23 protein-coding genes are annotated in these 26282 nt (G+C 58.1%); 9 read left to right on the top strand and 14 right to left on the bottom strand.

Translation table 11 applies throughout. The features are described from left to right. Positions 1-7: 7 nt before the first annotated feature. Positions 8-490 (top strand): outer membrane lipid asymmetry maintenance protein MlaD, encoded by a 483-nt coding sequence (locus FJ145_08665; GenBank protein MBM4261490.1) that lies wholly within the window; start codon positions 8-10, stop codon positions 488-490. Continuing rightward, on the top strand, positions 474-1100 hold the full coding sequence (locus FJ145_08660) for an ABC transporter substrate-binding protein (GenBank protein MBM4261489.1): 627 nt from the start codon (positions 474-476) through the stop codon (positions 1098-1100). The genes FJ145_08665 and FJ145_08660 overlap by 17 nt, the downstream gene beginning before the upstream one ends. 15 nt (positions 1101-1115) lie before the next feature. On the opposite strand, the gene FJ145_08655 is transcribed toward FJ145_08660, so the two are convergent. Both FJ145_08655 and FJ145_08650 read right to left on the bottom strand, forming a co-directional pair. After that, a complete protein-coding gene (locus tag FJ145_08655) occupies positions 1116-1964 on the bottom strand; it encodes a glycosyltransferase family 2 protein (GenBank protein ID MBM4261488.1) in 849 nt (282 codons plus the stop codon). Beyond that, positions 1823-2608, bottom strand: coding sequence for a PAC2 family protein (locus FJ145_08650; GenBank protein ID MBM4261487.1), 786 nt, complete (start codon positions 2606-2608; stop codon positions 1823-1825). Before FJ145_08650 ends, FJ145_08655 begins: the two co-directional genes overlap by 142 nt. Before the next feature lie 161 nt (positions 2609-2769). Here FJ145_08650 and FJ145_08645 point away from each other — a divergent pair, with 161 nt between their 5' ends. Further along, positions 2770-3504 carry an SDR family oxidoreductase gene (locus tag FJ145_08645; GenBank protein ID MBM4261486.1) on the top strand — a complete coding sequence of 245 codons (735 nt, stop codon included), beginning with the start codon at positions 2770-2772 and terminating at the stop codon, positions 3502-3504. A gap of 98 nt (positions 3505-3602) precedes the next feature. Next, positions 3603-4088, top strand: coding sequence for a tetratricopeptide repeat protein (locus FJ145_08640; GenBank protein ID MBM4261485.1), 486 nt, complete (start codon positions 3603-3605; stop codon positions 4086-4088). Between the two features lie 19 nt (positions 4089-4107). On the opposite strand, the gene FJ145_08635 is transcribed toward FJ145_08640, so the two are convergent. Continuing rightward, positions 4108-5433: an acetyl ornithine aminotransferase family protein gene (locus tag FJ145_08635; GenBank protein MBM4261484.1), complete on the bottom strand. Its 1326-nt coding sequence runs from the start codon at positions 5431-5433 to the stop codon at positions 4108-4110. A 109-nt stretch (positions 5434-5542) separates the two neighbouring features. Then, positions 5543-7024: an aldehyde dehydrogenase family protein gene (locus FJ145_08630; protein ID MBM4261483.1), complete on the bottom strand. Its 1482-nt coding sequence runs from the start codon at positions 7022-7024 to the stop codon at positions 5543-5545. A gap of 233 nt (positions 7025-7257) precedes the next feature. Between FJ145_08630 and FJ145_08625 the strand changes: the two genes are divergently transcribed. After that, positions 7258-9270 (top strand): hypothetical protein, encoded by a 2013-nt coding sequence (locus FJ145_08625; protein ID MBM4261482.1) that lies wholly within the window; start codon positions 7258-7260, stop codon positions 9268-9270. Positions 9271-9381: 111 nt separating this feature from the next. Here FJ145_08625 and FJ145_08620 read toward each other — a convergent pair whose 3' ends face one another. From FJ145_08620 to gltX, 4 genes are all read right to left on the bottom strand, one after another. Beyond that, a complete protein-coding gene (locus tag FJ145_08620) occupies positions 9382-11694 on the bottom strand; it encodes a xanthine dehydrogenase family protein molybdopterin-binding subunit (protein MBM4261481.1) in 2313 nt (770 codons plus the stop codon). Continuing rightward, a complete protein-coding gene (locus FJ145_08615) occupies positions 11694-13013 on the bottom strand; it encodes a CCA tRNA nucleotidyltransferase (GenBank protein MBM4261480.1) in 1320 nt (439 codons plus the stop codon). Before FJ145_08615 ends, FJ145_08620 begins: the two co-directional genes overlap by 1 nt. Before the next feature lie 96 nt (positions 13014-13109). Continuing rightward, the gene (locus FJ145_08610; protein MBM4261479.1) at positions 13110-13493 is read right to left on the bottom strand and encodes a response regulator; all 384 of its coding nucleotides are present in this window, start codon (positions 13491-13493) and stop codon (positions 13110-13112) included. Between the two features lie 72 nt (positions 13494-13565). Beyond that, positions 13566-14978 (bottom strand): glutamate--tRNA ligase, encoded by a 1413-nt coding sequence (gene gltX, locus FJ145_08605; GenBank protein MBM4261478.1) that lies wholly within the window; start codon positions 14976-14978, stop codon positions 13566-13568. Positions 14979-15090: 112 nt separating this feature from the next. Here gltX and FJ145_08600 point away from each other — a divergent pair, with 112 nt between their 5' ends. Next, positions 15091-16821 (top strand): glutamine--tRNA ligase/YqeY domain fusion protein, encoded by a 1731-nt coding sequence (locus FJ145_08600; GenBank protein MBM4261477.1) that lies wholly within the window; start codon positions 15091-15093, stop codon positions 16819-16821. A 382-nt stretch (positions 16822-17203) separates the two neighbouring features. Here FJ145_08600 and FJ145_08595 read toward each other — a convergent pair whose 3' ends face one another. From FJ145_08595 to FJ145_08585, 3 genes are all read right to left on the bottom strand, one after another. Continuing rightward, entirely contained in the window at positions 17204-17953 is a 750-nt protein-coding gene (locus FJ145_08595) for a ribonuclease HI (GenBank protein MBM4261476.1), read from the bottom strand. 67 nt (positions 17954-18020) lie between these two features. After that, positions 18021-19142 carry a hypothetical protein gene (locus tag FJ145_08590; protein ID MBM4261475.1) on the bottom strand — a complete coding sequence of 374 codons (1122 nt, stop codon included), beginning with the start codon at positions 19140-19142 and terminating at the stop codon, positions 18021-18023. 12 nt (positions 19143-19154) lie between these two features. Next, entirely contained in the window at positions 19155-19334 is a 180-nt protein-coding gene (locus FJ145_08585; GenBank protein MBM4261474.1) for a hypothetical protein, read from the bottom strand. A gap of 105 nt (positions 19335-19439) precedes the next feature. Between FJ145_08585 and FJ145_08580 the strand changes: the two genes are divergently transcribed. The 3 genes from FJ145_08580 (at position 19440) to FJ145_08570 (ending at position 21915) form a co-directional block, all read left to right on the top strand. Beyond that, positions 19440-20342 (top strand): sigma-54 factor interaction domain-containing protein, encoded by a 903-nt coding sequence (locus FJ145_08580; GenBank protein MBM4261473.1) that lies wholly within the window; start codon positions 19440-19442, stop codon positions 20340-20342. Then, on the top strand, positions 20164-20658 hold the full coding sequence (locus FJ145_08575; protein ID MBM4261472.1) for a sigma-54-dependent Fis family transcriptional regulator: 495 nt from the start codon (positions 20164-20166) through the stop codon (positions 20656-20658). Before FJ145_08580 ends, FJ145_08575 begins: the two co-directional genes overlap by 179 nt. A gap of 102 nt (positions 20659-20760) precedes the next feature. Next, entirely contained in the window at positions 20761-21915 is a 1155-nt protein-coding gene (locus FJ145_08570) for a response regulator (protein ID MBM4261471.1), read from the top strand. Positions 21916-21986: 71 nt separating this feature from the next. Here FJ145_08570 and FJ145_08565 read toward each other — a convergent pair whose 3' ends face one another. The 3 genes from FJ145_08565 to FJ145_08555 form a co-directional block, all read right to left on the bottom strand. Beyond that, positions 21987-23072 (bottom strand): ABC transporter ATP-binding protein, encoded by a 1086-nt coding sequence (locus FJ145_08565; protein MBM4261470.1) that lies wholly within the window; start codon positions 23070-23072, stop codon positions 21987-21989. 1 nt (position 23073) lies between these two features. Beyond that, entirely contained in the window at positions 23074-24711 is a 1638-nt protein-coding gene (locus FJ145_08560; GenBank protein ID MBM4261469.1) for an iron ABC transporter permease, read from the bottom strand. A 115-nt stretch (positions 24712-24826) separates the two neighbouring features. Further along, positions 24827-26143: an extracellular solute-binding protein gene (locus FJ145_08555; GenBank protein ID MBM4261468.1), complete on the bottom strand. Its 1317-nt coding sequence runs from the start codon at positions 26141-26143 to the stop codon at positions 24827-24829. Positions 26144-26282 lie beyond the last annotated feature (139 nt).

Raw genomic sequence — 26282 nt, 5'->3', positions numbered from 1 at the left:
TTTTGGCTTGAATAACAATTCACGCACCGACATCCTGGTCGGTATTTTCGTTCTCGCCGGGCTGCTCTGCTTGGGCTATTTAGCCATCAATCTAGGCAAGCTCGAGGTCTTCGGCAGCGGCGGCTACATTGTGACGGCCGATTTTCCGTCCGTGGCTGGGCTCAAACCCGGCGATCCGGTGGAGATCGCCGGTGTGCGCATTGGCCGGGTCGAGGCGATCAAGCTCGCCGACGACCGCGCCCGACTTGAATTACGCTTGCAAGACGGCGTCAAACTGCAGGACGATGTGATCGCCTCGGTGCGCGCCCGGGGGCTGATTGGCGACAAATTCGTCTTGATTACTCCGGGCGCTTCCGAGAAGATTATTCCGGCTGGTGGCAAAATTCGCGAAACCGATTCGCCGCCCGACATTCCGGACCTTATAGGAAAATTCGTCGCTGGCGATTTGACATCTAGCAAGGGTGAAAAAAAGGATGAGAACACAAAGTAAATGGAAGCAAGCAGCGATTGCCGTTTTTTGTCTTGTCCTGGTGTCCGGAGCAGCCCCTGCCACAGCCGGCATCCCCACGGATCAAATCAAAGCCACCGTTGACAAGGCGATTGTCGTCCTTAAAGACCCGCGTTACAAAGGCGAAGCCAAAACCAAAGAGCGACGCGATGAGCTCAAGAAGATTCTCTTCACCCGTTTCGACTTCGCCGAAATGGCCAAACGGTCACTAGGCGCCCATTGGCGCAAGCGCTCTGAGGCCGAGCAAAAAGAGTTCGTCAATCTATTTACCGATTTGTTGGAACGCGCCTACGCCGATATCATCGAGTCCTATTCGGACGAAAAAGTGGTTTATCTAAACGAGCGTCTCGACGGGTCGTTTGTCGAAGTGGTGAGCAAAATTCAAACCGCCAAAGGCCAGGAGTACTCGATCAATTACAAGGCCCAGCAAATCGGCAGCGAGTGGAGGGTTTACGACCTAGTCGCCGAGAACATCAGCCTGGTGAGCAACTATCGCTCCCAGTTCGACCGCGTCATCAACAAAAAGTCCTATGAAGAGCTGGTCCGGCTGCTCAAGAGCAAAGCCGATTTCGGCGGTGCGCCCAAGAAGTAGCGCACGCCTGAGGGTTTAGTCCGAAAAGCGATAGCGGATCATCGTGTAGAGTGCCGACACACCGTCTTTCCAGGTGATCTTTTTTCCCTCCTCGTAGGTGCGGCCGTAGTAAGAGATCGGCACTTCGTAAAACCGGCAGCCGCGCTTGGCGAGCTTCATGGTGATTTCCGGCTCGAAGCCAAACCGGTTCGATTCTAGATTAATTCCCTTGAGAACCTCAGCGCGAAACACCTTGTAGCCGACCTCCATGTCGGAGAGGTTTAGGTTGGTCAGCATATTCGACAAGAGCGTCAGAAAGCGATTGCCCATCGAGTGCCAGAAAAACAGCACGCGGTGAGCGCCGCCGCCGGCAAAACGGGTGCCGTAGACCACATCCGCCTGTCCACACTGAATCGGTTCCAATAAGATGGGGTAGTCTTTCGGATCGTATTCCAGATCGGCATCTTGGATCAACACGATATCGCCGGTCACCTGACCTATGGCAGTCCGGATGGCCGCCCCCTTGCCCTGGTTTCTCGGCTGAAAAAAGACCCTAATCTCGTTGTACGGATCGTTGGCGCCTCTGTTGCTTCGTTGGACGCGTTCGAGGATTTCACGGCTGCCGTCGGTCGAGCCATCGTCAACCAAGATCACTTCCTTGGGAAAAGGGAAGGCACAGACGCGGCCAATGACTTCATCGAGCGTGCGCTCTTCGTTGTAAACCGGAACCAGAACGGAAAGCTTCACTGTTCGAATTCGCGTTTCTTCAGGTCGCGAACAAAGGCAGAAATTTTGGGGTCGGCGTTCACCGCATCGTTGATCTTCGCTTGGAAATCCGCGGCAGCGCGTTCGAGCGGGCTGGTGTCGACGCGCAGACCGAGCCATTGATTTAAGCGCAGCAAGAGTGCCAGCGTGCCGCGCGGGTTGGGTGAAACCGATAGATAGTGCGGCAGCGACGCCCACAGGCTCAGGTGCTTGACGCCCTGCACACGGCAGGCGTCGGCGAGCACGCCGACGATGCCGGTCGGGCCCTGGTAGCGCGACGGCACGAGATCCAACTCTTCGACCATTTTCGGATCGGTGGAAAAGCCGCTGAGCGGCACCGGTCGCGTGTACAGCACTTCGTCGAGGTAGGCGCCCAGCGTGACGATCAATTCCGCTTGGCATTCGCCGGCGAAGCGCAGCATGGTCTCGGTAAACGTGCGCCAGCGCAGGTGCGGCTCGGCGCCGATGCCCAGAACAAAATCTTTCTCCATGCCGATCGCCGGACCATGGTAAAAATCGAAAGACGGCCAGTGAATTTCCCGGACCTTGTTATCGTTCAAGCGCACCACCGGCCGCTGCCGGTAGAAATCATAGAATTCTTCGGGATCGATGGTGGCGAACTTCTTCGCCATCAACTGATCGGCCAGATAACGCACCGCCGTGGTTGCGGCCGCGCCAGCATCGCTCCAGCCGGCAAAAGCCAGCACGAGGATCGGGCTGCGTAACGCCGGCCGGTCTTCGAAGGAGAGCGGGTCTGTGTTCATTGCCTCGAAGTCTAACACAAGTGCGCCTTGGAATGCATCCGGAAACTAATGGATAATCCGTGATGGGGATCGAATCGAATGGATAATTGACAATGGATAATGGATAATAACCGGGCGATGCGGCGATCCGAGAATTATCAATCATTCATTGTCCACCATCCATTATGACGAAGGTTGCGCTCATCACCGGCGGCGCCCGCGGCATCGGCCGCGGCGTGGCGCTCGATCTCGCCGCGCGCGGTTGGTCGGTGGCGGTTTGCTATCGCACCGGCGCCCAGGAAGCCGCCGATACGATCGCTGCAGTCAACGCCCACGGTGTCAAAGGTTTGGCGCTGCGCTCCGACGTGTCGGACGCCAATGCCTGCGCGGAATTGGTAAAAAGAGTTCACGACGAATGGGGCCGCATCGACGCGCTCATCAACAGTGCCGGCCCCTACCACCGCGTGTCGCTGCTCAGCGAAACCAACGCCGGCTGGCATGAGATGTTCGACAACAATCTGCATCCGGTTTTTTATCTGACCCAAGCTGTTCTACCGATCATGAAAGAGCAGCAATGGGGGCGTATCGTTTGCTTTACCATGGCCAACGCCGAGCAGCTGATTGCGCAACCGAACCTGACCGCCCATTACATTACTAAAGTCGGTCTGGTCGCCCTGGCCCGATCCTATGCGAAGTTGATCGCTGCCGATGGCATTACCATGAACTGCATCGCGCCGGGCTACATCGACTCGGGCAGCGCGCCCCAAGCCGAGCTCGATCGCGCGCTCAAGACCATTCCGGCGGGATATTTGGGCAGCGTCGACGACGTCGTCGCCGCGGTGCGTTTTCTATTGTCAGACGAAGCTCGCTATGTTAACGGAGCCAATATACAGATCAGCGGAGGGTGGGGAGTTTAAAAATGGATAATGGAGAATTGACAATGGAAAACTTCGGAATCCGGAGTTCCGAACCATTGTCCATTATCCATTATCAACTATCCATTGGCTTCTAGCTTATGGCTACACAGGAACAGCACCAAAAAGCTATGGCGTTAGTACAGCGCGCCATGGACCACCAGATGGCCGGCAAACTCGACGAAGCGATCCGCCTGTACAAACAATCCATCGCCGTTTGTCCGACGGCCGATGCGCATACTTATTTAGGCTGGACCTATAGTTTTCAGGGGCGCATCGACGACGCCATTGCCGAGTGCGAAATCGCCATCAAAGTCGATCCCGAATTTGGCAACCCCTACAACGACATCGGCGTTTACTTGATGCAGCAAGGCAAACTCGACGAAGCGATCCCGTGGCTGGAAAAAGCCAAGCTCGCCAAGCGCTACGAGCCGCGCCACTTTCCCTACATGAACCTCGGCCGGGTTTACCTGAACAAGGAAATGATCTCCAAGGCCATCGAAGGATTTCGCGGCGCGCTAAGACTTAACCCGGAAGACACTGAGATGGCGAAATTGATTGAAGAGCTGGAAGGCAAACTGCAGTAGCGGCGTGAACCCATCCTTTTCACTTCAGCGCCACGCCAACGGCTTCATCGAACACGTTCACCGCGGCATCCACCTCTTCCCTCTTGACGATCAGTGGCGGGCACCAGCGCAGCGTGCTCTCGCCGCAACTGAGTAAAAGCAATCCGCTCTCGAAAGCTTTCTGCATGACACAATCGCGTAGTATCCCGTCAGGGATTTGCCTCCCGTCGCCGCCAACGAACTCAACCCCGAGCATCAAACCCATGCCGCGCACATCGCCGATCACTGGGCGGCGCGCCTTGAGCGCTTCGAGCTTATTCTTTAGATAGCCACCGATCTCGGCGGCGTTTTTCACCAAGCCGTCTTCGATCACAGCGATGGTCGCCAGCGCCGCAGCACAGGCCACTGGGTTGCCGCCGTAGGTGCTGCCATGATTGCCCTCTTTCCAGGTGCTGATCTCGTCGCGCGCGATCATCGCACCAATCGGCATGCCGCTAGCGATGCCTTTGGCAACGCACAGGATGTCGGGCTCGATCCCCCAGTGCTCGCAGGCAAACATTTTCCCCGTGCGGCCGAAGCCGGACTGAATCTCATCGGCGACCAGCAAAATCCCGTGGCGCCGGCAGAGATCCTGTAACTGCGGCAGATATTCTTTGGGCGGCACGACATAGCCGCCCTCGCCTTGAATCGGCTCTACGAAGATCGCCGCCACTTCTTCCGGCCGCACTTCGTGGCGAAACAAAACTTTTTCAATATGGCTCACACATTCTATTTGGCAGGAGCCGTAGGTTTGATGAAACGCGCAGCGCTTGCAGAAACCGTAGGGCACGTGATGCACGCCGGGAATCAGCGGCCCGAAGTGAGCGCGGTGCGTCGCCCGGCTCGCCGTGAGCGACAAAGAACCCAATGTCCGCCCATGAAAGGCGCCGTGAAACGCGACGATGTGCTGACGCTTGGTGTGATAGCGCGCGAGCTTAATCGCGGCTTCGACAGCTTCGGTTCCCGAGTTGGTCAGAAAAACTTTCTTATCGCCTTTGCCCGGCGTCAGTTGAGATAGTTTCTCGATCAACTGCACCATCGGTTCATAATAAAAATCGCTGCCGCAGACGTGCAAAAACTTGCGCGCCTGCGCTTCGATGGCCGCGACCACTTTCGGATGCGCATGGCCGGTGCTGTTGACCGCGATGCCCGCCATAAAATCGAGAAACAAATTGCCGTCGACATCTTCGAGGACGCACCCGCGCCCTCGCTCGACGACCAACGGATAGACACGCCCGTAGGCCGGCGCCGAATAGCGCTCGTCGCGATCGACGATGACTTTGGCTTTGGGACCGGGAAGGGGCGTTTTGATATGAGGGATTTTCATTTAAGTCTTTCGTTCTGAGTCTAACGTCTAGGGTCTGGCGTCTCGTGTTAGCGCCCGTAAGACGGTTCCGGCCAACGCTAGACCCTAGACGCCAAACCCCAAACGGCTATCAGTTGTTATCAATCTGCGCCTTCTGCAACTTGCCCGAGTAATCGACGTAGATCGCTTTCCACTCGGTGAAAATATCGTACACCGTCGTGCCCGCTTCGCGGTGGCCGTTGCCGGTGTCTTTGACGCCGCCGAACGGCAAGTGCACTTCGGCGCCGATGGTCGGACCGTTAATGTAAGTGATGCCGGCTTCGATGTCGCGCATGGCGCGAAAGGCGCGCGTGACATCGCTGGTATAGATCGAACTCGACAAACCGTACTTGGTGTTATTTAACGCCGCGATCGCTTCTTCAAAGCTCGCGATCTCGATCACCGATAGAACCGGCCCAAAGATCTCTTCCTGGGCGATGCGCATGTTGGGCTTCACTTGATCGAAAATGGTCGCCTGAAAGAAATAACCATCGGCGCACGCGCCTTCGTTGTAGATCGCCCCACCGGTCAATAACCGCGCCCCTTCCTGTTTGCCGATATCGACGTAACGCGCCACTTTGTCGCGCGCTGCTTGATTGATCAGCGGCCCCATTTCGACGCTCTCGTCGAGGCCCTCGCCGATTCTGATTTTCTCCGCACGTGCGACGAGCGCGTCGGTTACTTTGCTGGCGACATCGCGGTGGACAATCAACCGGCTGGTTGCCGTGCAGCGCTGGCCCGTAGTGCCAAAGGCACCCCAGAGCGCGCCTTCGATGGCGAGCTCGAGATCGGCGTCTTCCATGATAATCTGCGCGTTCTTGCCGCCCAATTCCAGCGAGACTCGTTTTAGATTTTGGCCGCACCACGAAGCGATCTCGCGCCCCACCGCCGCCGAGCCGGTAAACGATACTAATTGAACGTCGGGATGGCGCACCAGCGCCGCGCCCGCTTCTTCGCCGCGGCCGTGAACTAGATTGACCACCCCCGGCGGCACACCGGCTTCGCTGAGAATCTCGACAAAGCGCGCGGCTGTCTGCGGCGTGTCCTCGGCCGGTTTGAGGATGACCGTATTGCCGCAAAGAATCGCCGGAAAAAGCTTCCAGGTGGGAATCGCCAAAGGAAAATTCCAAGGCGTGATCAGGGCGCACACACCGACCGGCCCGCGCACCGACATGGCAAACTTGTTGGGCAGCTCCGCCGGCGTGGTCTCACCAAACAGCCGCCGGCCTTCGCCGCCGTTCAGAAAGGCGCAGTCGATCCCTTCCTGGACGTCGCCGCGGGTCTCTTTCAAGACCTTGCCCATTTCGCGGGTTTCGATGCGCGCCAGCTCTTCTTTGTATTTCTTCAACAGCTCGCCGGCCCGGTAAAGAATCTCGCCGCGCTTAGGCGCCGGCACGAGCCGCCAGGTCGCAAAGGCTTTCTTGGCCGCCGCCATCGCCCGGTCGACATCCTTTGGCCCGGAAGCGGGAAACCGGCCGATCAAGTCGCCTTGACGAGCCGGATTGCGATTCTCAAAGGTTTTTCCACTCTCGCTATCGAGCCATTGGCCGTCGATGAAGTTTTTGAACGCCATCGGTCATCACCTTCCTGCCGTCGGTAGCAGTCATTGTAGAAGGCGCCCTGAGCTAAAACAACATCCATTTTCTTGACGCCGGCCGCAGATTCGTGACAGTAATCTCCTTGCTTCAGCAAAACCCAGCGAATATCTGACAATGTCATGCCTGCCAGAAAAAGCCTTTACAAATCGCCCTATGACTGATAGAGACCATCGGAGTCTCGATTCTCATAGATAGGACGTGATTTGTTATGGATGTGGTCGGCGCGCTCTTCTCAGGGCTGGTCCAGGTGTTTAGCTGGTCGACTCTGAGTTTGATGATGGTCGGCGTCATGGTCGGTTTCGTCGTCGGCATTTTGCCTGGACTTGGCGGCCCCACCGCGATGGCTTTGATGCTCCCGTTTGTTTTCAAAATGAACGCCGTCGAAGCTTTTGCATTCCTTTTGGGAATGACCGCCGTGACCGCAACCACCGGCGATATCACTTCGGTTTTGTTCGGCGTGCCCGGCGAGCCGACGACGGCGTCCACGATCATCGACGGCCATGCGATGGCGCGCAATGGCGAAGCCGGCCGCGCCCTCGGCGCAGTTTTGATGAGCTCGCTGGTCGGCGCCGTATTTGCCGGCGTGGCGTTGGGAGCAGCGATCCCGGTCATTCGCCCTCTGGTGCTATCCTTTGGCTCGCCGGAGTTCTTCATGCTGGCGATTCTCGGTATCTCTTTTGTCGCCGCCTTGAGCGGCGAAGATCCGTTGAAAGGCATCATCGCGGGCGGCATCGGCCTCATGCTCGCGACGATTGGCCTCGATCCGATCTCCGGCATCCAACGCTACACTTTCGGCCAGCTATTTCTTTGGGATGGCGTTGGTCTGGTGCCAATTACCATCGGCTTCTACGCAATCCCCGAAACCATCGAGCTGGCCGTCTTGGGCACGAGCATCGCCAAGCAGGAAGTCGGCTCCCTCGGCGGCGTCATGCAGGGGGTCAAAGACACCTTTCGCCACTTCTGGCTGGTTATTCGTTGCAGCGCTTTGGGCACCGTCATTGCCATCATACCCGGCATGGGTGCCGCGACCACCCAATGGCTGGCTTACGCCCACGCGGTGCAAAGCTCGCCCAACAAGGAGAACTTCGGCAAAGGCGATATCCGCGGCGTCTTGGGCCCGGGGGCGGCGAATAACTCGACTCTCGGCGGCAGCTTGATCACCACCATCGCCTTCGGTGTGCCGGCGAGCGTGGTCATGGCGATCTTGCTTGGCGCCTTCATCATTCAGGGCATCGTCCCTGGCCCCGACATGCTCGTGCCGCCGCCCAAAGGGAAACTCGATCTGACCTTTTCCTTCGTCTGGGTCATCATCATTTCCAACATGATCGCGGTGGCGATCTGTTTCATGTTTCTGAAACCGCTGGCGAGAGTTACCCAGGTGCGCGGCAGCATCATCATTCCGATCATTCTAGTGCTCATCTTTCTCGGTTCCTTCGCCGAGAAAAACGCCTTCGAAGACATGCTCGTGGTGATTTTCTTCGGCGCCCTTGGCTGGGTCATGGAAAAGTTCGATTGGCCGCGCCCGCCGGTTTTGCTGGGCCTCGTGCTCGGCCCGCTGGCGGAGAACCGGCTGTTTTTGTCGACCGACAACTATGGCTTGGCGTGGACCGCGCGGCCGGCCGTGCTCGCCATATTTGCCATCACCCTTTTCGGCATCTTTTACCCCACGATCGCAGCGCGCCGCGCAGCCCGCGCAAAAATCTCTAGCGACGCGCCAGCCCCGGTCGTAGGCCCCCGCGAGTTCAAGCTAACTCCGGCGGCGATTTTCACTATTGTCATCATCGTCATGCTCGCCCTCGCACTCTGGCAGAGCCGCAATTTCGGCTTTCGCGCCGGCCTGTTTCCCTGGGTCATTGGCATTCCCACCCTGATCCTCGCCATCGGCCAGCTGTTTCGCGATCTCGCCAGCAGGAAAGCCAAAACAGGCGCAGAAGGGTTCGATCCTCATGCCCAAGTCGACCCGAAATTGGCTTGGCAGAGAACGATTGCCATCGCCATCTGGATAATCGGGTGTTTTCTGGCGATCTGGATTTTTGGCTTCTCGATCGCCGTGCCCTTGGTGATTTTTCTCTATTTGAAGGTGGGCAGCAAAGAAAGCTGGGCCATTTCAGTCACCGTGACCGTCTGCGTCTGGCTATTTTTCTGGGGTCTGTTTGAAAAGCTGTTGAACGTGCCCTTCCCCGAGGGACTGCTGATCAGCATGATCAAAGGCGGCTCGTAAGAGGATTTAGATCACCTCGCGCAAAGGCGCAAAGAGCGCAAAGTTCGGAACGATAGTTTCGTTGCTCTTGGCGAGCTTTGCGACTTTGCGCGAGAAAGTTCCGGCGGTTTTTTACTCAGCTTTGCGAGCTTGCAGACCGCGCCAGACCTTCTCCGGTGTAAGCGGCAAGTTATGCATCCGTAATCCCGTCGCATGATAGACCGCGTTACCGATCGCCGCGGCGACCGGCAACAAGCCGCCTTCGCCCGTGCCCTTGGAGCCAAATGGCCCCGGGCCATTGTGGCTCTCGACGAGAATCGTTTCGAAGTCCTTAGGCAAATTGGCAAACGACGGAATCCGATAATCGACCAGGTTGGGATTGAGCAGCTGGCCGTCTTTGTAAACCATCTCTTCGACCAGCGTATGGCCGATGGCATTCATGACTCCGCCTTCGTCTTGCCCCTCGCATAGCACCGGATGAATCGCTTGGCCGACGTCGGCCAGTGAAACATATTTGCGCAGTTGAATTTCACCCGTGTCGCGATCGACTTCCACTTCCGCTGCGCCCCAACTGATCTCCCAAAAATTGGTCGGCGAACCGAGCGCGGCCTTGGGACTCTTGACCGATTGATAGGCGCCGCGACCGATCATCTCGCCGGCCTTGGATAGAAAAACTTTCTGCATCAGTTGGTTAAACGCCAAGCCTGCGCCTTTGCCGTCGACAACCTTGCCGCCGCCGAGCGCAAGTTTTTCCGGTTTGGTTTTAAGCACCCTGGCCGCATGGCGCAGGATCTGCTTTTTTAAATCCTGCGCTGCGCGCTGCACCGACAAACCCATGACGACCATCGAGCTGCTGGCGTTGGTGTTGACATCGTAGGGCGTCACATCAGTGTCGAGCTGCGCCACGGTGACGGCGTCGAAGGGGACGGCCAACTCTTCCGCCACCACTTGGCTTAGCGCCGTGCGCGCCCCCTGTCCGACTTCCACGGTGCCGGTCAGCAGGACGACGCTGCCATCAGCGTTCATCTTCACCGCGGCGGACGATACTTTGTAGGTCCCGCCGCCGTCTTTCATGCACACCGCGAGACCTTTGCCCACCGCCTTGTTACCCTGCGCGGCTTTTTTGCTCTTGACGTTCCAGCCGATCTCCTCGGCCGCTTGCATTAGGCCGGCTCTGAGATCGCAGTCCACCGGCGTGTCGCCGGGCGTGTAGAGATCGCCCTTCTTCAAAAGATTTTTGATGCGAAATTGCAGCGGATCGAGGCCGAGCTTGGCGGCGATGATGTCCATCTGCGACTCGTAAGCCCAGGTCACCTGCAGCGTGCCGAAGCCGCGATAGGCGCCCGCCGGCACGGTGTTGGTGTAGACCGTATAGGCGTCGGTCTTCATATGCGCGAGCTTATAAGGACCGAAGCAGCGATAGCCGGCCTTCTGTGTGACCCGCGGCCCGGCGTCGGCGTAGGCGCCGGTTTCCATGTGAATCAGGCACCGCCGGGCGATCAACTTGCCGTCCTTGCTGACGCCGGTTTTGATTTGCACCCGCGCCGGATGGCGCGTCACGGTCTTGAAACTCTCTTCAATGGTGTGCGCCAGCCGCACCGGCCGCTTGGCTTTCTTCGCCAACGCCACGGCCAGCGGTTCGGTCTTGACCGCTAGTTTCCCGCCGTAGCCGCCGCCGAGATAGGGCACGATCACGCGCACTTTGTTGAGCGGCACATGAAAAATTTCAGCGACATGCTCGCGCAGCGTAAACGGCTCCTGCGTGCTAGCCCATAAAGTAATATGCTCGCCGTCGACCTGCGCCACCGTGGCGTGCGGCTCCATGGAAAAATGCTGCACCCGCTGAAACGTGAAGGTATCTTCGAAAACATGATCCGACTTCTTGAAGCCGTCTTCGACGTCGCCCTTGTTATAGCTAAAACGGTAACAAAGATTGCTGCCAGCAAACTCTTTCGGCGTCTCGTAGTGCTGCCCCATCAATTCGCCGCCGCTCGACGACGACTCATGCACAAGCACGGCGCCGGGCGCCAGGGCCCCCTCAATGGAAGTCACCGCCGGCAGTCCCTCATATTCCACTTCGATCTCCGCCAGCGCCGCCTCCGCCGTCGCTTCGTCGATCGCCGCCACCGCCGCCACCGGATCGCCGACATAGCGCACCTTGTCGACGGCCACGATGGTTTGGTCTTTGTAGGCGGCGCCGAACATGGCGATGCCGCGTTGATCGTCGCGGGTGATCACGGCCAACACGCCGGGCACCTTCTCCGCCTTGGCGGCGTCGACTTTGACTAACCGAGCGTGGGCGTAGGGGCTGCGCAGAATCTTGCCATGGGCCATGCCCGGCAGCTTGACGTCCACCGTGTATAGTCCTTTGCCCGTGGCCTTTTCTTCGCCGTCGTTGCGTAACTGCGGTTGACCGATCACTTGGTAAGCTTGAGCCTTCTTCATCAACGTAAACCTCGGCTACGAAAGTTTTTCTCGACCCATCCGAGCGCTTCCGCGCGGCTGCGCAGCTCGCCGTTTAGCTGCGCCTCTTCGACTTGCTTGAGCAACTCGCCAAATGTCGGCCCCGGAGCAAAACCCATCTCAATCAAATCGCGGCCGCGCAAAAGCGGCTCCGGATGAATCTCTTCTTCCTTTAATTCGGCGCGCTTGTCCAGGCAATAGCGATAGTATTGTAAATCGCCATTGGAGGACAGTGCGTCAATGCGAGTCAGTTCGAGCAATTCGTCAAACCCATCTTCGCGGACAAAGCGCTTGAATGTGCTCGCCCGCATCTGCGCCACCTGCATGTGGCGCAAATGGTTGCGCACCAGATAGGCGACGCGCTCCCACGTGGCGCGGCTGCGCTTCAAGCGCTTCAAGATATCCTCCGCCATCGCCGCGCCTTGCTCGGTGTGGCCGTAGTAGGTGATCTTCTCACCTTCTTTGCGAAAGCACGGCGGCTTCGCGACATCGTGCAGTAGACAGCCGTAGGCCAGCGTCTCCGACGGATTTCGCAAATGACTCAGCAGCAGCAAGGTGTGAACGAAAACATCGCCTTCAGGGTGATAGTCCGGCGACTGCTCGACCCCCTTCATCGCGCTAATCTCCGGCAAGATCGCCGGCAACAGTCCGCTCTCCTCGAGCAGCGCAAACCCGCGCTGCGCCCTGCCCTCGGTGAGGATGCGCGTGACTTCGTCGCCGATGCGCTCCCAAGAAACCATGCCGATGGTCGCTGCCAACTCTTGCAGCGCCGTCATGGTTTGATCTTCGATCGCAAAATCGAGAGTCGCGGCAAAGCGCACGGCGCGTATCATGCGCAGGCGATCTTCGACGAACCGTTCATGGGCGTTGCCGATGGCGCGCACCAACTTCCGTTTGAGGTCTTCTTGGCCGCCGACTAGATCGATCACGCGGTCGTCGATCGGATCGTACACCATGCCGTTGATCGTGAAGTCGCGGCGCTGGACGTCCTCTTCCAGACTGCCAAAGCGCACATGGGTCGGATGGCGGCCGTCAAGATAGGGCCCGTCGTGGCGAAAGGTCGCGACTTCGAAGGGCTCGCCGTCGACCATTACCAGCATCACACCAAAGTGGGCGCCCACCGGCACGGTCTCGGCAAAGATCTGCGCAATCTCCGCTGGCTTGGCACTGGTGGTGACGTCGTAGTCTTTGGGATTTTTGCCGAGCAAAAGGTCGCGCACGCAGCCGCCGGCGAGCAGACTTTCGTAGCCCGCCGCGCGCAAACGTCTCACGATCGCAACCGCTTTGTCCTTGGCAGGCATGACGAAAGACAAGATACCTGAATCTCGCACCCGAGCAATCGAAGAACCAAGGCTGCGCTTAGAACGCGAAACGCGAAACCCGCAACGCGAAACTCCCTAAGTCGGCAGCTTGGCATTGTCGGGCAACAGCTCGCGCACGCGCCCCTGCAGCTCTTGAAAAGTAAACGGCTTGACGATGTAGCCGGTGCAGCCGGCATCGATGCAGGCTTTGAGGTCGGCGTCGCGGAACAGCGCGGTGGCGGCAAGAATCGGAATATCTTTCGTGTCGGCATGCGCGCGCAGCGCCCGCGTCGCCTCCCAACCATCCATCTGCGGCATCATGATATCCATCAAGACCAGGTCCGGCTTTTCTACTAGCGCTCTTTCCAGACCTTCCTTGCCGTTTTTCGCAGGAATGGCAACGAACCCCATCAGCTCGATCTGCCAAACCAGCAGTTCGCGCATATCGGCGTGATCTTCGACGATCAGGATTTTTTTCATGCGCTTGGGGCTCGCTGCGGGTACAGCGCAATATGCCTCAGCGTTTGCAGAACTGTCAAGAAGAGTTCGCGATCAGGCGATCTGCGTCAGCGCGCTTTGCAAACGCTTCAGTGTCCGCTCTTTGCCAAGGACAGAGATGACTTCATGAATGCCGGGACTGACGGTGGTTCCGGTGAGCGCGACCCGCACCGGCTGGGCGAGTTTCCCCATCTGTAGATTTTGCTCCTGCAACGTCTGGTTGAGAACTCGCTCGATGGCAACCTCGGAGAAATCACTTAGCTGATCCAGCTTCGCCGTCAAGGCACGCATTGGCTCTCTGGCCTCGGCGGTTAGAAATTTCTGCGCGGCTTTTGCGTCGATGGTTAGCTCACCGACGAGATAGAACTCCGCCTTGTCAGCCAGCTCCGCCAAAGTCTTGGCGCGCTCGATCAACGTCGCGATCATTTTTTCGAGCCAGCTCTTATCCGTGGGCACCGTCAAACCCTTGGCCTGGAGAAACGGCACGATATCCTGCGCCAACTGGCTAAGCGGCCGCGCTTTCAGATAGTGCGTGTTCAGCCAGAGAAATTTCTCCGGATTGAATACACCCGCCGCTTTGCCCACCGACTCCAGCGAAAATTTTTCGATCAATTCGGCGCGTGAAAAGATCTCCTGATCGCCGTGCGACCAGCCCAAGCGCACGAGGTAATTATTTACCGCTTCCGGCAAGTAGCCCATGTCGCGATAGGCGGTCACTGAAGTGGCGCCATGGCGCTTGCTCAAGCGCGCTTTGTCAGTGCCCAGGATTAGCGGCACGTGGCCAAACTGCGGCAGCGCGTGGTCCAGTGCTTGATAAAGCTGAATCTGCCGCGGCGTATTGGCGAGGTGATCGTCGCCGCGAATGACATGGCTCACGCGCATGTCGATATCGTCGCAGACCACGCAGAAATTGTACGTCGGCGTGCCGTCCGAACGGGCGAGAATCAAATCGTCCAACTCGCGATTGTCGAAAACCACGTCGCCCTTGATCAAATCGTGAACCACGGTCGTGCCAGCGCTCGGCGAGCGAAAACGAATCGTGTAGAGCTTATCCGTGGGCAGCGAAGGCGCTACGCCTTCGGGCGGCCGGCAGGTGCCGTCATACGCCGGCTTGCGCTTCTCTTTGAGCGCGGCTTGTCGCTTTGCGTCGAGCTCTGCGCTTGTGCAAGTGCACGGATACGCGCGCCCCTTGGCAAGCAGCTCTTGAATGCGCTGCCGATAGATCGCAAAGCGCTCGGTTTGATAAAACGGCCCTTCATCGTAGTCGAGCTCAAGCCATGCCATCGCGTCGAGAATCGCCTTGATCGCTTCCGGCGTCGAACGCTCGCGATCGGTGTCTTCGATGCGCAGAATGAATTTGCCGCCGTGATGGCGCGCAAATAAGTAGTTGAATAACGCCGTGCGCGCCCCGCCGATGTGCAAGTAACCGGTCGGGCTGGGCGCGAAACGGGTGCGAATCTCAGCCATGCGAGTCAAGGTAACAGGGCGGTTTCTGAGCGTCAAACGGCACTTTAGCCGCGCACCCGAGATGTGATAGAGTGGTAGATTCCAAGGAGCAGCGGTTGTGGACACAAAAGTACTGTCGGATAGATCCTCTGGCAACAGCGCGCCGCCGGAGGCGGCACCCTCGCATTTTATTTGCAACATCGTCAGCGACGATCTCAAGCAAAATAAAAACAACGGCCGCGTGCACACCCGCTTCCCGCCTGAACCGAACGGATACCTGCACATCGGCCATGCCAAATCGATCTGTCTGAACTTTGGCTTGGCGCAAGAATTCGGCGGCAAGTGCAACTTACGATTTGACGACACCAACCCGAGCAAAGAAGAAGTCGAATACGTCGAATCGATCAAGCAAGACGTCCGCTGGCTCGGTTTCGACTGGGAGGGGCGCGAGTTCTACGCTTCAGATTATTTTGAGCGGCTCTACGATTTTGCCGTTGACCTGATCAAAGCCGGCAAAGCGTTCATCTGCGATCTCACGGCCGAGCAAATGCGCGAGCACCGCGGCACCCTCACCGAGCCGGGCAAAAATAGCCCCTACCGAGAGCGCAATGTCGAGGAGAACATGGAGTTGTTCGCGCGCATGCGCGCCGGTGAATTTCTCGACGGCAGCCGGACATTGCGCGCCAAGATCGATATGGCGTCGCCGAATATCAACATGCGCGATCCGGTGCTGTATCGTATTTTGCGCGCCACGCACCATCGCACCGGCGACAAATGGTGCATTTATCCGACCTACGACTTCGCCCACGGCCAGTCGGATTCCATCGAAGGCATCACGCACTCGATCTGCACACTGGAATTCGAAGACCACCGGCCGCTCTACGATTGGTTCCTCGACGAGTTAAAGATTCATCATCCGCAGCAGATCGAGTTTGCCCGCTTGAACCTGACCTACACGGTTTTGAGCAAGCGCAAACTCTTGCAGCTCGTCAGGGACAAACACGTCAACGGCTGGGACGACCCGCGCATGCCGACGTTGAGCGGCATTCGCCGCCGCGGTTACCCGGCCGAAGCGATCCGCAACTTTTGCGAGCGCATCGGCGTCGCCAAACGCAACAGCACCGTCGATATCGCCATGCTCGAACACAGCGTGCGCGAAGACCTAAACAAGCGCGCGCCGCGTGTCATGGCGGTGTTGCGGCCGATCAAAGTCGTTTTGGAGAATTGTCCCGACGACAAAGTCGAAGAGTTGGAAGCGGTCAATAATCCCGAAGATCCCGCCGCCGGCACGCGTAAAGTGCCCTTCTCGAAGACGCTCTACATTGAACAGGACGACTTCCGCGAAGAGCCACCCAAAGGATTTTTCCGGCTCTCCCCCGGCAAAGAGGTGCGGCTGCGCTACGCCTACATCATCAAATGCACCGAAGTCGTCAAAGACCCGAGCGGCGCGATCACCGAGTTGCGCTGCACGTACGACCCCGAAACCAAAAGCGGCTCAGCGCAAGCCAGCCGCAAAGTCAAAGCGACCATCCACTGGGTCTCCGCCACCCACGCCCGCGTCGCCGAGGTGCGCCTCTACGAACAACTCTTCAACAAAGAAGACCCCGACGACGTACCCGAAGGCGTCAACTGGCTCAGCGGCCTAAACCTCAATTCGCTGGAAGTCTTGCCGACGTGCAAAGTCGAACCCTATCTCGCCAACGCCAAACCCGGCGAGCGCTTTCAATTCGAACGTTTAGGTTATTTTTGTGTCGATGCGGTCGACTCGTCGCCTTCGAAGTTGGTCTTCAACCGCACCGTGACCCTGCGCGACAGCTGGGCCAAGATTGAGAAAGCGGGGAAGAAGTCGCAATTGCTCTTCTAGTGCTTTGCGAAAGTCGGTGTCGGTTTTGTAGGTCATCTCTATTCTCTCGCAACCAGTTGAAGAATTGCCTGGTTTGCTGGATCGATATCTGCCGGGACCGCGGCTAGTAGACTGAGCAATTCCGATGTTCTGATCAGTCCTTTTTTGATTGCATCTTCTGTCACGGCAGCTAGTCTCTCTTCGTCCAAGTTTGATCCGGCAAGATCAAACACTGTCCGCAGCGCCTTGGTAACCGGCAGGCCATCGCGCTTTTCGACATCGGATGACCTAAGTTCATCTTTGTGAAGCGCTACGCCTTTGGGTGGCACTTTGCGAAAATTCGGCGGTACAATGAAGTGGATTGCGCTGGGGAGAATCTGTATCCGAAAGCATAGGAAACACATCACCCCGCCCGCATCTTCAGCAGTGCCGGAATGTCCTTGGTTTCTTCGAACAAGCGCAGCTCCTTTTCGCGCCGCTGCGCCGCCAGCATGGCCATGCGGTCGGCGAGCTCGTTGCCTTCGTGGCCGACGTGGCCGGCGACGTGGGTGAGGGTTAGCTCTTTCTTGATGCGCTGATAAATCTCGTAGCAGGCCTGGATGATCTCCAAGTTCTTGATCTCGCCATCGGCTCTTTTCCAACCTTTCTTTTCCCAGCTCGGTGCCCAGGTGCGGATGCAGTTGATCGAATAGGCGGAGTCGCTGCAGATCTCAACGGTGTGGCCGCTTTGGATTTCCGCTTCGGCCATACGCAGCGCATGAAACAGCGCGTTTAGCTCAGCCGTGTTATTGGTTCCCCTCGGGTTGTAAAGCCCGTACCACAACTCAGTGAGCCCACCGTTTCGATAAACTGCGATGCCCGAGCCCGCATGCCCCGGGTTCGGATCGCAGGCGCCGTCGCAGTAGATGCTGACCTCGAAGCGGTGCGCGACGTGGCCGTTGCGTCCGTTGACGGCTCGGCCGGCGGCTGGTCCGCCCGCGGTCTGGCGCGGCGCAGCATTGCCGCCGTGAAAAGCCTGCTCGGCTTCGGCTCGGGTTGCGAAAGACTTGAAGCGCGCGCCGGCAAACTTATCGACCGACTTTTGCGCTGTCGGCCAATCGGTGAAGATACCGGTCTGCCGTCCCGCCCAGACAACATAAAATTTTTGCGCCATGAATGATTGCGGACCCGAACTCGGGTCCACTCGAAAGAATAACAAATCCGCGAGAAGTTGAGAATTGCTAAAAACGGTAATTGAAAGACAACAGCGCCAGGTTATTGAACGTGCGATATTTATCTTTGCCCGGCGCGCCGGCGAAAAACAGCGGGTTGGTGGCAGGCAAACCTTCGAGCTCGCCGTTATTGACCTTACGGGTCTTGTAAAACACCGCCATGTAACCGAGGTCGATGGAAAGTTTTTGCCATTGGTAACCGACCCCACCGCTCAGTGCCAGCAGGTCGGCTCCTGGGATCGCTATGTTCAGCGTCTTGGCCGGAATCGGCCCTTCTTCGAGCACCATACCGCCGCGCAATTCCCAAGTCGCGTTGGGCCGATAGCTCGTGCCAACACGCAGCGCGCTGGTATTTTTCCAACGCTCCGGCAAAGCGAAGCCGGCAACCGGCAAACTCAATGGCACAAACGTCGGCACCGGCGAAAAGCTCGCAGTGAAATTCTTAAAATCGCCCCAGCGGGTGTGTTCGTAGACGAGCTCCAGCGCCCAGCTGTCATTGACGCGCCAGAACGCGCCGACGTCGATGACTGCTGGCAATGGCAACGGCCGCACCTGGGCTTTGACATTGGCAGTCGAAAAAGCCCCGCCGAGTTTGACGTCGGCGCTATCGAAGCGCAGATCGACGCGCGAGCGATAGGTGAACGCCAATTTCAAATTGTCACGGGGTTTCACCAGCACGCCAAGATTGTAAGCAAACGCATTCGCCGTGTCGGTCAGCCGCAGCCGCCCCTCCAACGGCCCGCCCGGTGTGGTGCAGGCGGCAAAGGGATCGAGGCAGAGGCCGCGGGTGAATAGCCCCGAGGCATGCACGAAACTCAAGCCAGCGCCAATCGAAAAAAACCGCGACGGATGCCACGCCGCCGCCGCCGTCACGTAGAGGGTTCGGAGCTCGGTGCGCTGGGCGGCAAAGCGCGTGAAGTCGCGCTCGTAAGTCGTCGCTAAACCAAACGGTGTGTAGGTGCCAATGCCAAGGCTGAAATCGCTATTGGGAATATGGTAGTTGGCAAACAAGGTGGCGAGAAAGTTATCGTCGTGTTCGTTGTCCGCTTTGCGGCCGCTGTTCTCCACCGAGCTAATGACATTAATATAGCTGCCATTGACGAGAATATTATTGCCGTCGACTTCGCCCAGCGCCGCCGGATTCTAGTAGACGGCAGAGGCGTCGCTGACGCCGGCGTTGATCGCGCTGCTCAAGGCCAGCGCGCGCGCCGACTGATGCGGCAGCATGAAACCGCCGGCAAGCACCGGCGAGGAATAGTAAAAAGAATACGCGCCGAGGACAAACGTCACTAGCGCGAGCAACCGGCGAAGCGCCAAGATCATAGTTTTCCTTCTGCTTGCGAACGGTGAGTGAAATTTTGAGTTGTCGCGGGCGCAGGTGAAAAATACTCGGCTGAAACTGCCACAGCACCGAGACAAAATCAAGAAATGTTCTCCTGTGTCGAGTTGTCATATTTTGGCCAAGATCGCTCGAAAAATTTCGTAAACTTTCTGAAACTGCCGGCAATTACATTGACATTCCTTGCGTCTAAGGTACAAAGCCACAGTAGTGGAGACGTCGAGGAGCTGCGCATCCGAGTCGATCACGCCTTGGAAAAGGTCCAGATGGCCCAGGAGCTCGAGCGGCTCAAGGAAGAAGTCGGGCGCAAGTACGGCGTCGACAACGTTGTCGGCAAATCAAAACAGATCATCGACGTCTTCAAAGCGGTCAGTATGGTGGCCGCAAAGAAAAGCCCTGTGTTGATCACCGGCGAAAGCGGCACCGGCAAAGAGCTGATCGCCCGGGCGATTCATTACAACAGCGACCGCCGGGCCAAACCGTTTATCGTCGTCAATTGCGCCGCCCTGCCCGATACATTGATTGAAAGTGAACTGTTCGGCTACGAAAAAGGCGCCTTCACCAATGCCAGCCAACGCAAGGCCGGCCGCTTCGAGCTGGCCAACACCGGCACGCTTTTCCTCGACGAGATCGGCGAGCTGAACCTCGGCACCCAAGCGAAGTTTCTCCGCGCCATCGAGCAAGAGACTTTTACCCGCCTGGGCGGCACCGAAGAGATCAAAGTTGACGTCCGGCTCATCGCCGCCAGCAACCGCGATCTCGAAACCATGGCCATGAACAAAGAATTCCGCCTCGACCTCTTTTACCGCTTGAATGGTCGTCGGCCTTTATCTGCCGCCGCTGCGCGAACGGCCCGAGGATATTGCGTTGCTGTTAGACCATTTCTTGCGACTCAAGGCCCAGGAACACAACATGGCACCGCGGATTCTGTCGCCCGAGGTGGTCGACTTTTTTACCGCCTATCATTGGCCGGGCAACATTCGCGAGCTTGAGAACCTGATTGAACGGCTCACCATCCTGACACCCCATGAGACCATCACCTTGCGTGACCTGCCGGTCAACATGCGCTCCGTGGATCATACCGCGACCCTGAAAGAAGACGTGCTCAATGGCACTCGGCCGCTGAGCGATGCCGTCGATGAGTTCGAGCGCGAATTGATCGTCAAAGCGCTGCAGCGCACCGGCTTCAATCAAACCAAGGCCGCCATGATGCTCGGCACCAGCCGGCGCATACTCAAGTACCGTATCGAGAAGCTGAATATCATTGACACCAATACTTCACCGGACGAGCCAAAATTATCCCCATAGTTCACAATTTTGTCTCCAGAGCGACCGCGCTACCGTTTCCTTGCTAAAACAATTTTAAACAAAATCAGCGGGTTAACGGGGCATGGGTGGCTGGCATGCACCTTGCTGAAAAAGCTTGGCAGCATGGGCAGTAAGCCGCATATCTTGGTTGTAGACGACGAGATGGGTCCGCGAGAATCTCTCAAGATGATTCTCAACCCCTACTACACCATTCACATCGCGGAGCGTGGCACCCAAGTCACCGAAATTCTCGATAAGTTCCCCATCGATTTAGTCACGCTGGACCTGAAGATGCCGGGTTTAAACGGCATCAATGTCCTTGAACTGGTCAAACAAAAAGACCCCGACATCGAAGCGATTATCATTACCGGCTATGGCTCCCTCGATACCGCCATCGAAGGCCTGCGCCTGGGCGCTTTCGACTATATTTCCAAACCTTTCGACGTAAATCACATTCTGTCGCTGGTCAAAAGGGGCCTGGAGCGGCGTCACGCCAAAGCCAAGTTACGCCAGGTGAAATCGGATTTTATTTCGAACATCTCCCACGAGCTGCGCACGCCGCTGAGCGTCGTCGTTGGTTTTGTCTACCTGTTGCTCAATCAGGTGATTGGCAAACTGTCCGACGACCAACAGAAAATTCTGGAGACGGTTTACCGCAACTCGGAAGAGCTGTTGGAACTGGTCGACAACGTCCTGTGGATGACCTCCCTCAACGCCGGCGACTCGAGCACCCTAGTCGACGAGTTTGAGGTGCGGCAACTGCTGCAAGAAACGCTGAAGCGCTATCAGAAACTCGCCCAAGACAAGGGGCTGAAGATCACCGTCGACGTGCCCGACTTTCGTCTGACGGTTTCCAACGATCGTAACAAAGTTGAGCGCATCATCCAAAATATTCTCAGCAACGCGGTAAAATTTACCCAGCAGGGCGAAATCTGCATCGGCCTCAGTCCCTGCGCCGACCGCGGCGGCGTGAATCTCGAAATCACCGACACCGGTGTCGGCATCCCGGCCAACAAGCTGGCTACCCTTTACGAACCGTTTCAGCACCTCGATAGCCTCGCCCACCGCGCCTCCGCCGGGCTCGATTTAGGTCTCGCCGTGGCGCGCCGCATGGCGGAGCTGGTCGGCGCCGAGATCGAGATTACCAGCGAGCCGAACCAGGGCACCCGCGTCCTGATGCACTTCCCATCGCAACCCTCGGCACCCCTTCCGGCGCAACAAACGCCGGTGCTCGAAGAGCAGCGCCGTTACGGCTAGCTCGGCTTACGAGCCCCTCAACGCCTCTAGATCCAAACCGCAGCTGCGAAACCGTTTTCGTCCGCTTAAATCTACTTCGGCACAATCACGACATCGCTGGCTTCGAACACCAGCGTGACGAGATCGCCGCGCGCGTAGAGGGGTTTGCCTTTCGGATTGGCCACACGCGCTTTGATCGTCTTGCCGTCGACCGTCAGCTCGTATTCAACCGTCGACCCTTGATAGGCGGCGGCGACAACTTCGGCGCGGATGCGATGGCCATCCGCAGCCGCCGTCGCATCGGTTTCGATGGCAAACGCCTCGGGGCGGATGCTGTAGGCCACCGCCTCGCCCGGCCGCGCTGGAAACGCCAATGCCGCTGCTTTGATAATGCTCCCCTGCACAGCTTCGATCTCGCATCCATCGGCGGAGCTGCGCAACACCGTTCCAGAAAACAAGTTGGATTGGCCGACGAAAGCCGCGACAAACTCGTGCGCCGGCTGTTCGTAGATTAAACGCGGCTCGCCTTCCTGAACCACCTGGCCGAGGTTCATCACCGCGATATGGGTCGACATCGCCAGCGCTTCTTCTTGATCGTGGGTCACGTAGATCGTCGTCAGGCCGAGATCCCGCTGCAGCTTGAGCAGCTCGATGCGCATTTCCACGCGCAGCTTGGCGTCGAGGTTGCTGAGCGGTTCGTCGAGCAGCAAAACCCGCGGCTGGATCACCAGAGTGCGCGCCAAGGCGACGCGCTGCTGCTGGCCGCCTGACAGCTGCGACGGCCGGCGCTTTTCTGTGCCGGCCAGACCAACCAGCTTGAGCGCGCTGTTCACTCGCTCGGCGATGTCGCCGCGCGCGACTTTGCGCTCGCGCAGACCAAAGGCGACATTTTCAAAAACAGTCAGGTGCGGCCACAGCGCATAGTTTTGAAACACCATGCCGACATCGCGTTGCCAGGGCGGCACCTGGTTGACCGGCCGGTCGTCGAGTGAGATCACGCCCTGATCGGGAAAAACGAAGCCCGCGATCATGCGCAGCAGCGTCGTCTTGCCGCAGCCGCTGGGCCCGAGAAAGGTGTAGAACTCGCCGCGCCGGATCTGCAGATTGACATCGCGCACGACCCATTGGTCGCCGTAGCGCTTGCCGACATTTTCCAGTTTAACCTCAGCCGCCTGCATATCACGCGCGAAAGGCATTGCCGGCGCGGCCGCCGAAAATCCGGTGCGTCAGATAGGTTCCGATCGAAACCAACAAGATCGCCACCACACCCAGCGCCGCCCCGGCACCGCGTCCCAAGGGACTCTGCATATAAAGATAAATGCCGTAGGAGATCGGTCCCAGCTCGATGCGCGGTACCAGCATGATCGTCGACGCCAGTTCGACGCAAGAAGTGATGAACGCGATCAAACCGCCGGCAACCAGGCCGCCGCCGATCAGCGGCAAGGTAATTCTAATAATTGTTCGCAGCCGATTAGCGCCGAGGTTTTGCGCCGACTCTTCCAAACTGATGTGCACCTGCTGCAACGCCGCATAGCAGGCCCGCACCGTGTAGGGCAGACGGCGCATGGTGTAGGCGACGACCAGAATGATCCAAGACGACGTCAGCGGCGCGCCGAGACCAGGGAACTCCCAGCCGTGAAACACGCGCAGATAGCCCACCGCCAACACCACACCGGGGATCGCCAGCGGCATGCTGGCGATGGCGTCGAGCAGGTTGCGCCCCGGCACCCGGCTGCGCAGCAGTAAAAACGCGATCGCCGCGCCGAGGACGATGTCGAGGCCGGCGGCGATCAATGTATAGAGCAGCGTGTTGAGCACAAAATGGGGCACGCGAAAAAGGATTTCATTGTAGTGCGCCAACGTGTAGCTGGTCGGCAGCAAGCTGAAGCTCCAGACCTTGGCAAAGGACAAGACGACAATGCCGATATGCGGCAAAAGACTCACGCCCAATGTGACAGCGATGATGAGCCAGACCAGCGCCAGCTTGGCGCCGCGTAGTTTCTCCATCGCCGCAGCCGGCCGCTGCACGGTGGCGTATTCGGCTAAGCCTAAATATTTGCGCGCCGCCAACAACGCCGCCAGCGATAGAACAACCAAGACCACACAGACGACGTAACCGTCGACGTCGTCCATGCCGATGGTCGTGATGCGCAAATAAGCCTGCGGCGCGAGCAGATTCTTGTAATTGAGCATCAGCGGCGTGCCAAGATCGTCGATGGCGCGAATAAACGTCAACAGCGAGCCGGCGATAAAGCCTGGCAGCATGAGCGGCAGCGTCACCCGGCGAAACAATCGCCAGCCGTGGCAGCCCAGGTTCTGCGCCATCTCTTCGAGCGACGCGTCGATGTTAGACAACGACACCAGTGTGTTGAGCATGATGAAGGGGAAAAAGTGCAGCGTCTGCACCAGCACCACGCCGGTCAACCCTTCCATGAAGGGAATCGAAAGATCGAACCATTCCATCAAGAGCAGATTCACCGCGCCGCTGCGGCCGAGGATCAATTGCAGCGCCACCGCGCCGACAAACGGCGGAATCACCAGCGGCAGCGTCGCCGCCGTTTGCAAGAGCAACTTGCCGCGAAACTCATAGCGCGCAACGATGTAAGCCAGCGGCACGCCGATCAACGCGCCGAAGAACACCACCAACAGACCGCTCCACAGCGTGTTCCACAGCGCTTCACGAAACAACGGCCGGCGAAAGAAGTTGGCGAAATGCACCAGCGTCAGATTGCCTTGGTCGTCCGACAGCGCAATCCACAGGACGCTCAAAACCGGATAGAGGATAAAAACGACGAGAACCGCCAGCAGCAACGCCATCACGCCGCCCTGCCAAAATCGACACGCTGGCGAACGCGGCTCCCGACTGACGCGATGGCTGGGATCATGTTTGGTGGCGACCTGATTAGACGTCAGGGCGATTCATGAATCGCCCCTACCGGACCATGGACAGCGCCTTTTCGGCCGATTCCTTCGCTTTTAGATAGTTGCCCTTGGCGAAGTTCTCCCACTCGGTTTCGATCTGCGCTTTCAGGCCCGACTTGGAACGGAAAGCGCCGGTCACTTCCTTATCGCCGGCGCGCTTGTCGTTGATCGGAATCTGTGTCGCCAGCTTTCTCGCCTCGGCGATCAAGTTTTTCGCTTGGGCGGCGTTGGCGCTCTTGCTTTTTGCCAACGCCTCCTCGGCCGTGTAGATGCTCTTCCATGCTTCGCGCAGCTCTTTGTGGCGAAAGGTGATGATGTGGTCGTAGAGCGAATTGACGACGTCGCGGCGGCCCGACGAAAGCTGATCGTTGAACTCTACGCCGCCCAATTTTTTCTTGAACGGATTGGGATAGTCCTTGGGCGCTTTAGCGTACAGATCCGGGATGACCGGCAGACGAGCGATCTCAGGCGAGAACAGCACGGTCTGCCCCGCTTCGCTCAGCAGATAGTTAACGAAAGCCCGCGCTTCCTGCGGATTGGGCCCGCCCTTGACGATACCGACGCTAGCCGGAACCACCGAAGTCAACGAAGGATAAGCGAACTCCACCGGCTGGCCGCTGGCGATGGCGGATAGACCAAAGAAATCGATCACCACACCGATGCCATATTGCCCGCTGATCACCGCTTCGGGCACACCGAAGCTGCGCTCGGTTATCGTGCCCATGTTGCCGCCGGAGTTAAGCAAAAGCGCCCAGCCCTTTTCCCAGCCGTAGGCTTGCAAGATGGTCTCGACGGTCAGGTGGGTGGTGCCGCTGCGCGACGGCGCGCTAATGGCGATGTGATTGTAGTAGCGCGAGTGCGCCAAGTCGGTCCACTCTTTCGGCGCCGGCATTTTGTGTGCGCGCAGATAATTTTTGTTCCACATCAGGCCGTAGCCGCTGATGGCAAAGCCAAAATACTTGCCCTCGGGATCGTGAATCGGAAAATTGCCGATCTTGGCCGGAATGCGCGCCAGGATCTCCTTCGGCGGCGCATATTTTTCCAGGAGCCCATCGGAATCCAAAGTCTGAAACGCGTCGGGCGCGCTGACCCAGAAAATGTCCGCCTCCGGCTTGGCGCGGGTCTCACGCAGGTAAGTCACACCCGCGTTGGTCTGCTTGCTATTAATGACGACGGTTGTGCCCGGATGCTTCGCTTCGAACGCTTTCTTGTAGGTTTCAAAAAGCTCTTTGGGAAACGACGTGACGATGACCACGTCGCGCGCCGCCGCAGAATCGGCCATAGAACAAAACGCTGCCAGCAGAAAAACTAAAAGAAGCCGCTTCATAAAACCTCCGATGTTCACAACAGTCACCACGCGCAAAGGTTCGTGTCAAGAGTGAAACGTGACGGTTCCGTGAAAATCTGGATCGCGGCCGCTTGCGTCAGCAAGCCAATAGCTCTGGCCCAGCGCCATTTGGATTGAC

It is taken from the genome of Deltaproteobacteria bacterium (assembly GCA_016874755.1).
Taxonomy (GTDB): Bacteria; Desulfobacterota; Binatia; order UBA9968; family UBA9968; genus DP-20.
This window is presented reverse-complemented; position numbering and strand designations above follow the sequence as displayed.

Excerpts from the sequence above, each read along its gene's own strand:
- FJ145_08660 (MBM4261489.1), top strand. The coding sequence starts at position 474 with ATGAGAACACAAAGTAAATGGAAGCAAGCAGCGATTGCCGTTTTTTGT.
- FJ145_08655 (MBM4261488.1), bottom strand. The coding sequence starts at position 1,964 with ATGGCTCGGTCTGCGCGTCGACACCAGCCCGCTCGAACGCGCTGCCGC.
- FJ145_08650 (MBM4261487.1), bottom strand. The coding sequence starts at position 2,608 with ATGAACACAGACCCGCTCTCCTTCGAAGACCGGCCGGCGTTACGCAGC.
- FJ145_08640 (MBM4261485.1), top strand. The coding sequence starts at position 3,603 with ATGGCTACACAGGAACAGCACCAAAAAGCTATGGCGTTAGTACAGCGC.
- FJ145_08635 (MBM4261484.1), bottom strand. The coding sequence starts at position 5,433 with ATGAAAATCCCTCATATCAAAACGCCCCTTCCCGGTCCCAAAGCCAAA.
- FJ145_08630 (MBM4261483.1), bottom strand. The coding sequence starts at position 7,024 with ATGGCGTTCAAAAACTTCATCGACGGCCAATGGCTCGATAGCGAGAGT.
- FJ145_08625 (MBM4261482.1), top strand. The coding sequence starts at position 7,258 with ATGGATGTGGTCGGCGCGCTCTTCTCAGGGCTGGTCCAGGTGTTTAGC.
- FJ145_08620 (MBM4261481.1), bottom strand. The coding sequence starts at position 11,694 with ATGAAGAAGGCTCAAGCTTACCAAGTGATCGGTCAACCGCAGTTACGC.
- FJ145_08615 (MBM4261480.1), bottom strand. The coding sequence starts at position 13,013 with ATGCCTGCCAAGGACAAAGCGGTTGCGATCGTGAGACGTTTGCGCGCG.
- FJ145_08610 (MBM4261479.1), bottom strand. The coding sequence starts at position 13,493 with ATGAAAAAAATCCTGATCGTCGAAGATCACGCCGATATGCGCGAACTG.
- gltX (MBM4261478.1), bottom strand. The coding sequence starts at position 14,978 with ATGGCTGAGATTCGCACCCGTTTCGCGCCCAGCCCGACCGGTTACTTG.
- FJ145_08595 (MBM4261476.1), bottom strand. The coding sequence starts at position 17,953 with ATGGCGCAAAAATTTTATGTTGTCTGGGCGGGACGGCAGACCGGTATC.
- FJ145_08585 (MBM4261474.1), bottom strand. The coding sequence starts at position 19,334 with ATGATCTTGGCGCTTCGCCGGTTGCTCGCGCTAGTGACGTTTGTCCTC.
- FJ145_08580 (MBM4261473.1), top strand. The coding sequence starts at position 19,440 with ATGTTCTCCTGTGTCGAGTTGTCATATTTTGGCCAAGATCGCTCGAAA.
- FJ145_08575 (MBM4261472.1), top strand. The coding sequence starts at position 20,164 with ATGGTCGTCGGCCTTTATCTGCCGCCGCTGCGCGAACGGCCCGAGGAT.
- FJ145_08565 (MBM4261470.1), bottom strand. The coding sequence starts at position 23,072 with ATGCAGGCGGCTGAGGTTAAACTGGAAAATGTCGGCAAGCGCTACGGC.
- FJ145_08560 (MBM4261469.1), bottom strand. The coding sequence starts at position 24,711 with ATGGCGTTGCTGCTGGCGGTTCTCGTCGTTTTTATCCTCTATCCGGTT.
- FJ145_08555 (MBM4261468.1), bottom strand. The coding sequence starts at position 26,143 with ATGAAGCGGCTTCTTTTAGTTTTTCTGCTGGCAGCGTTTTGTTCTATG.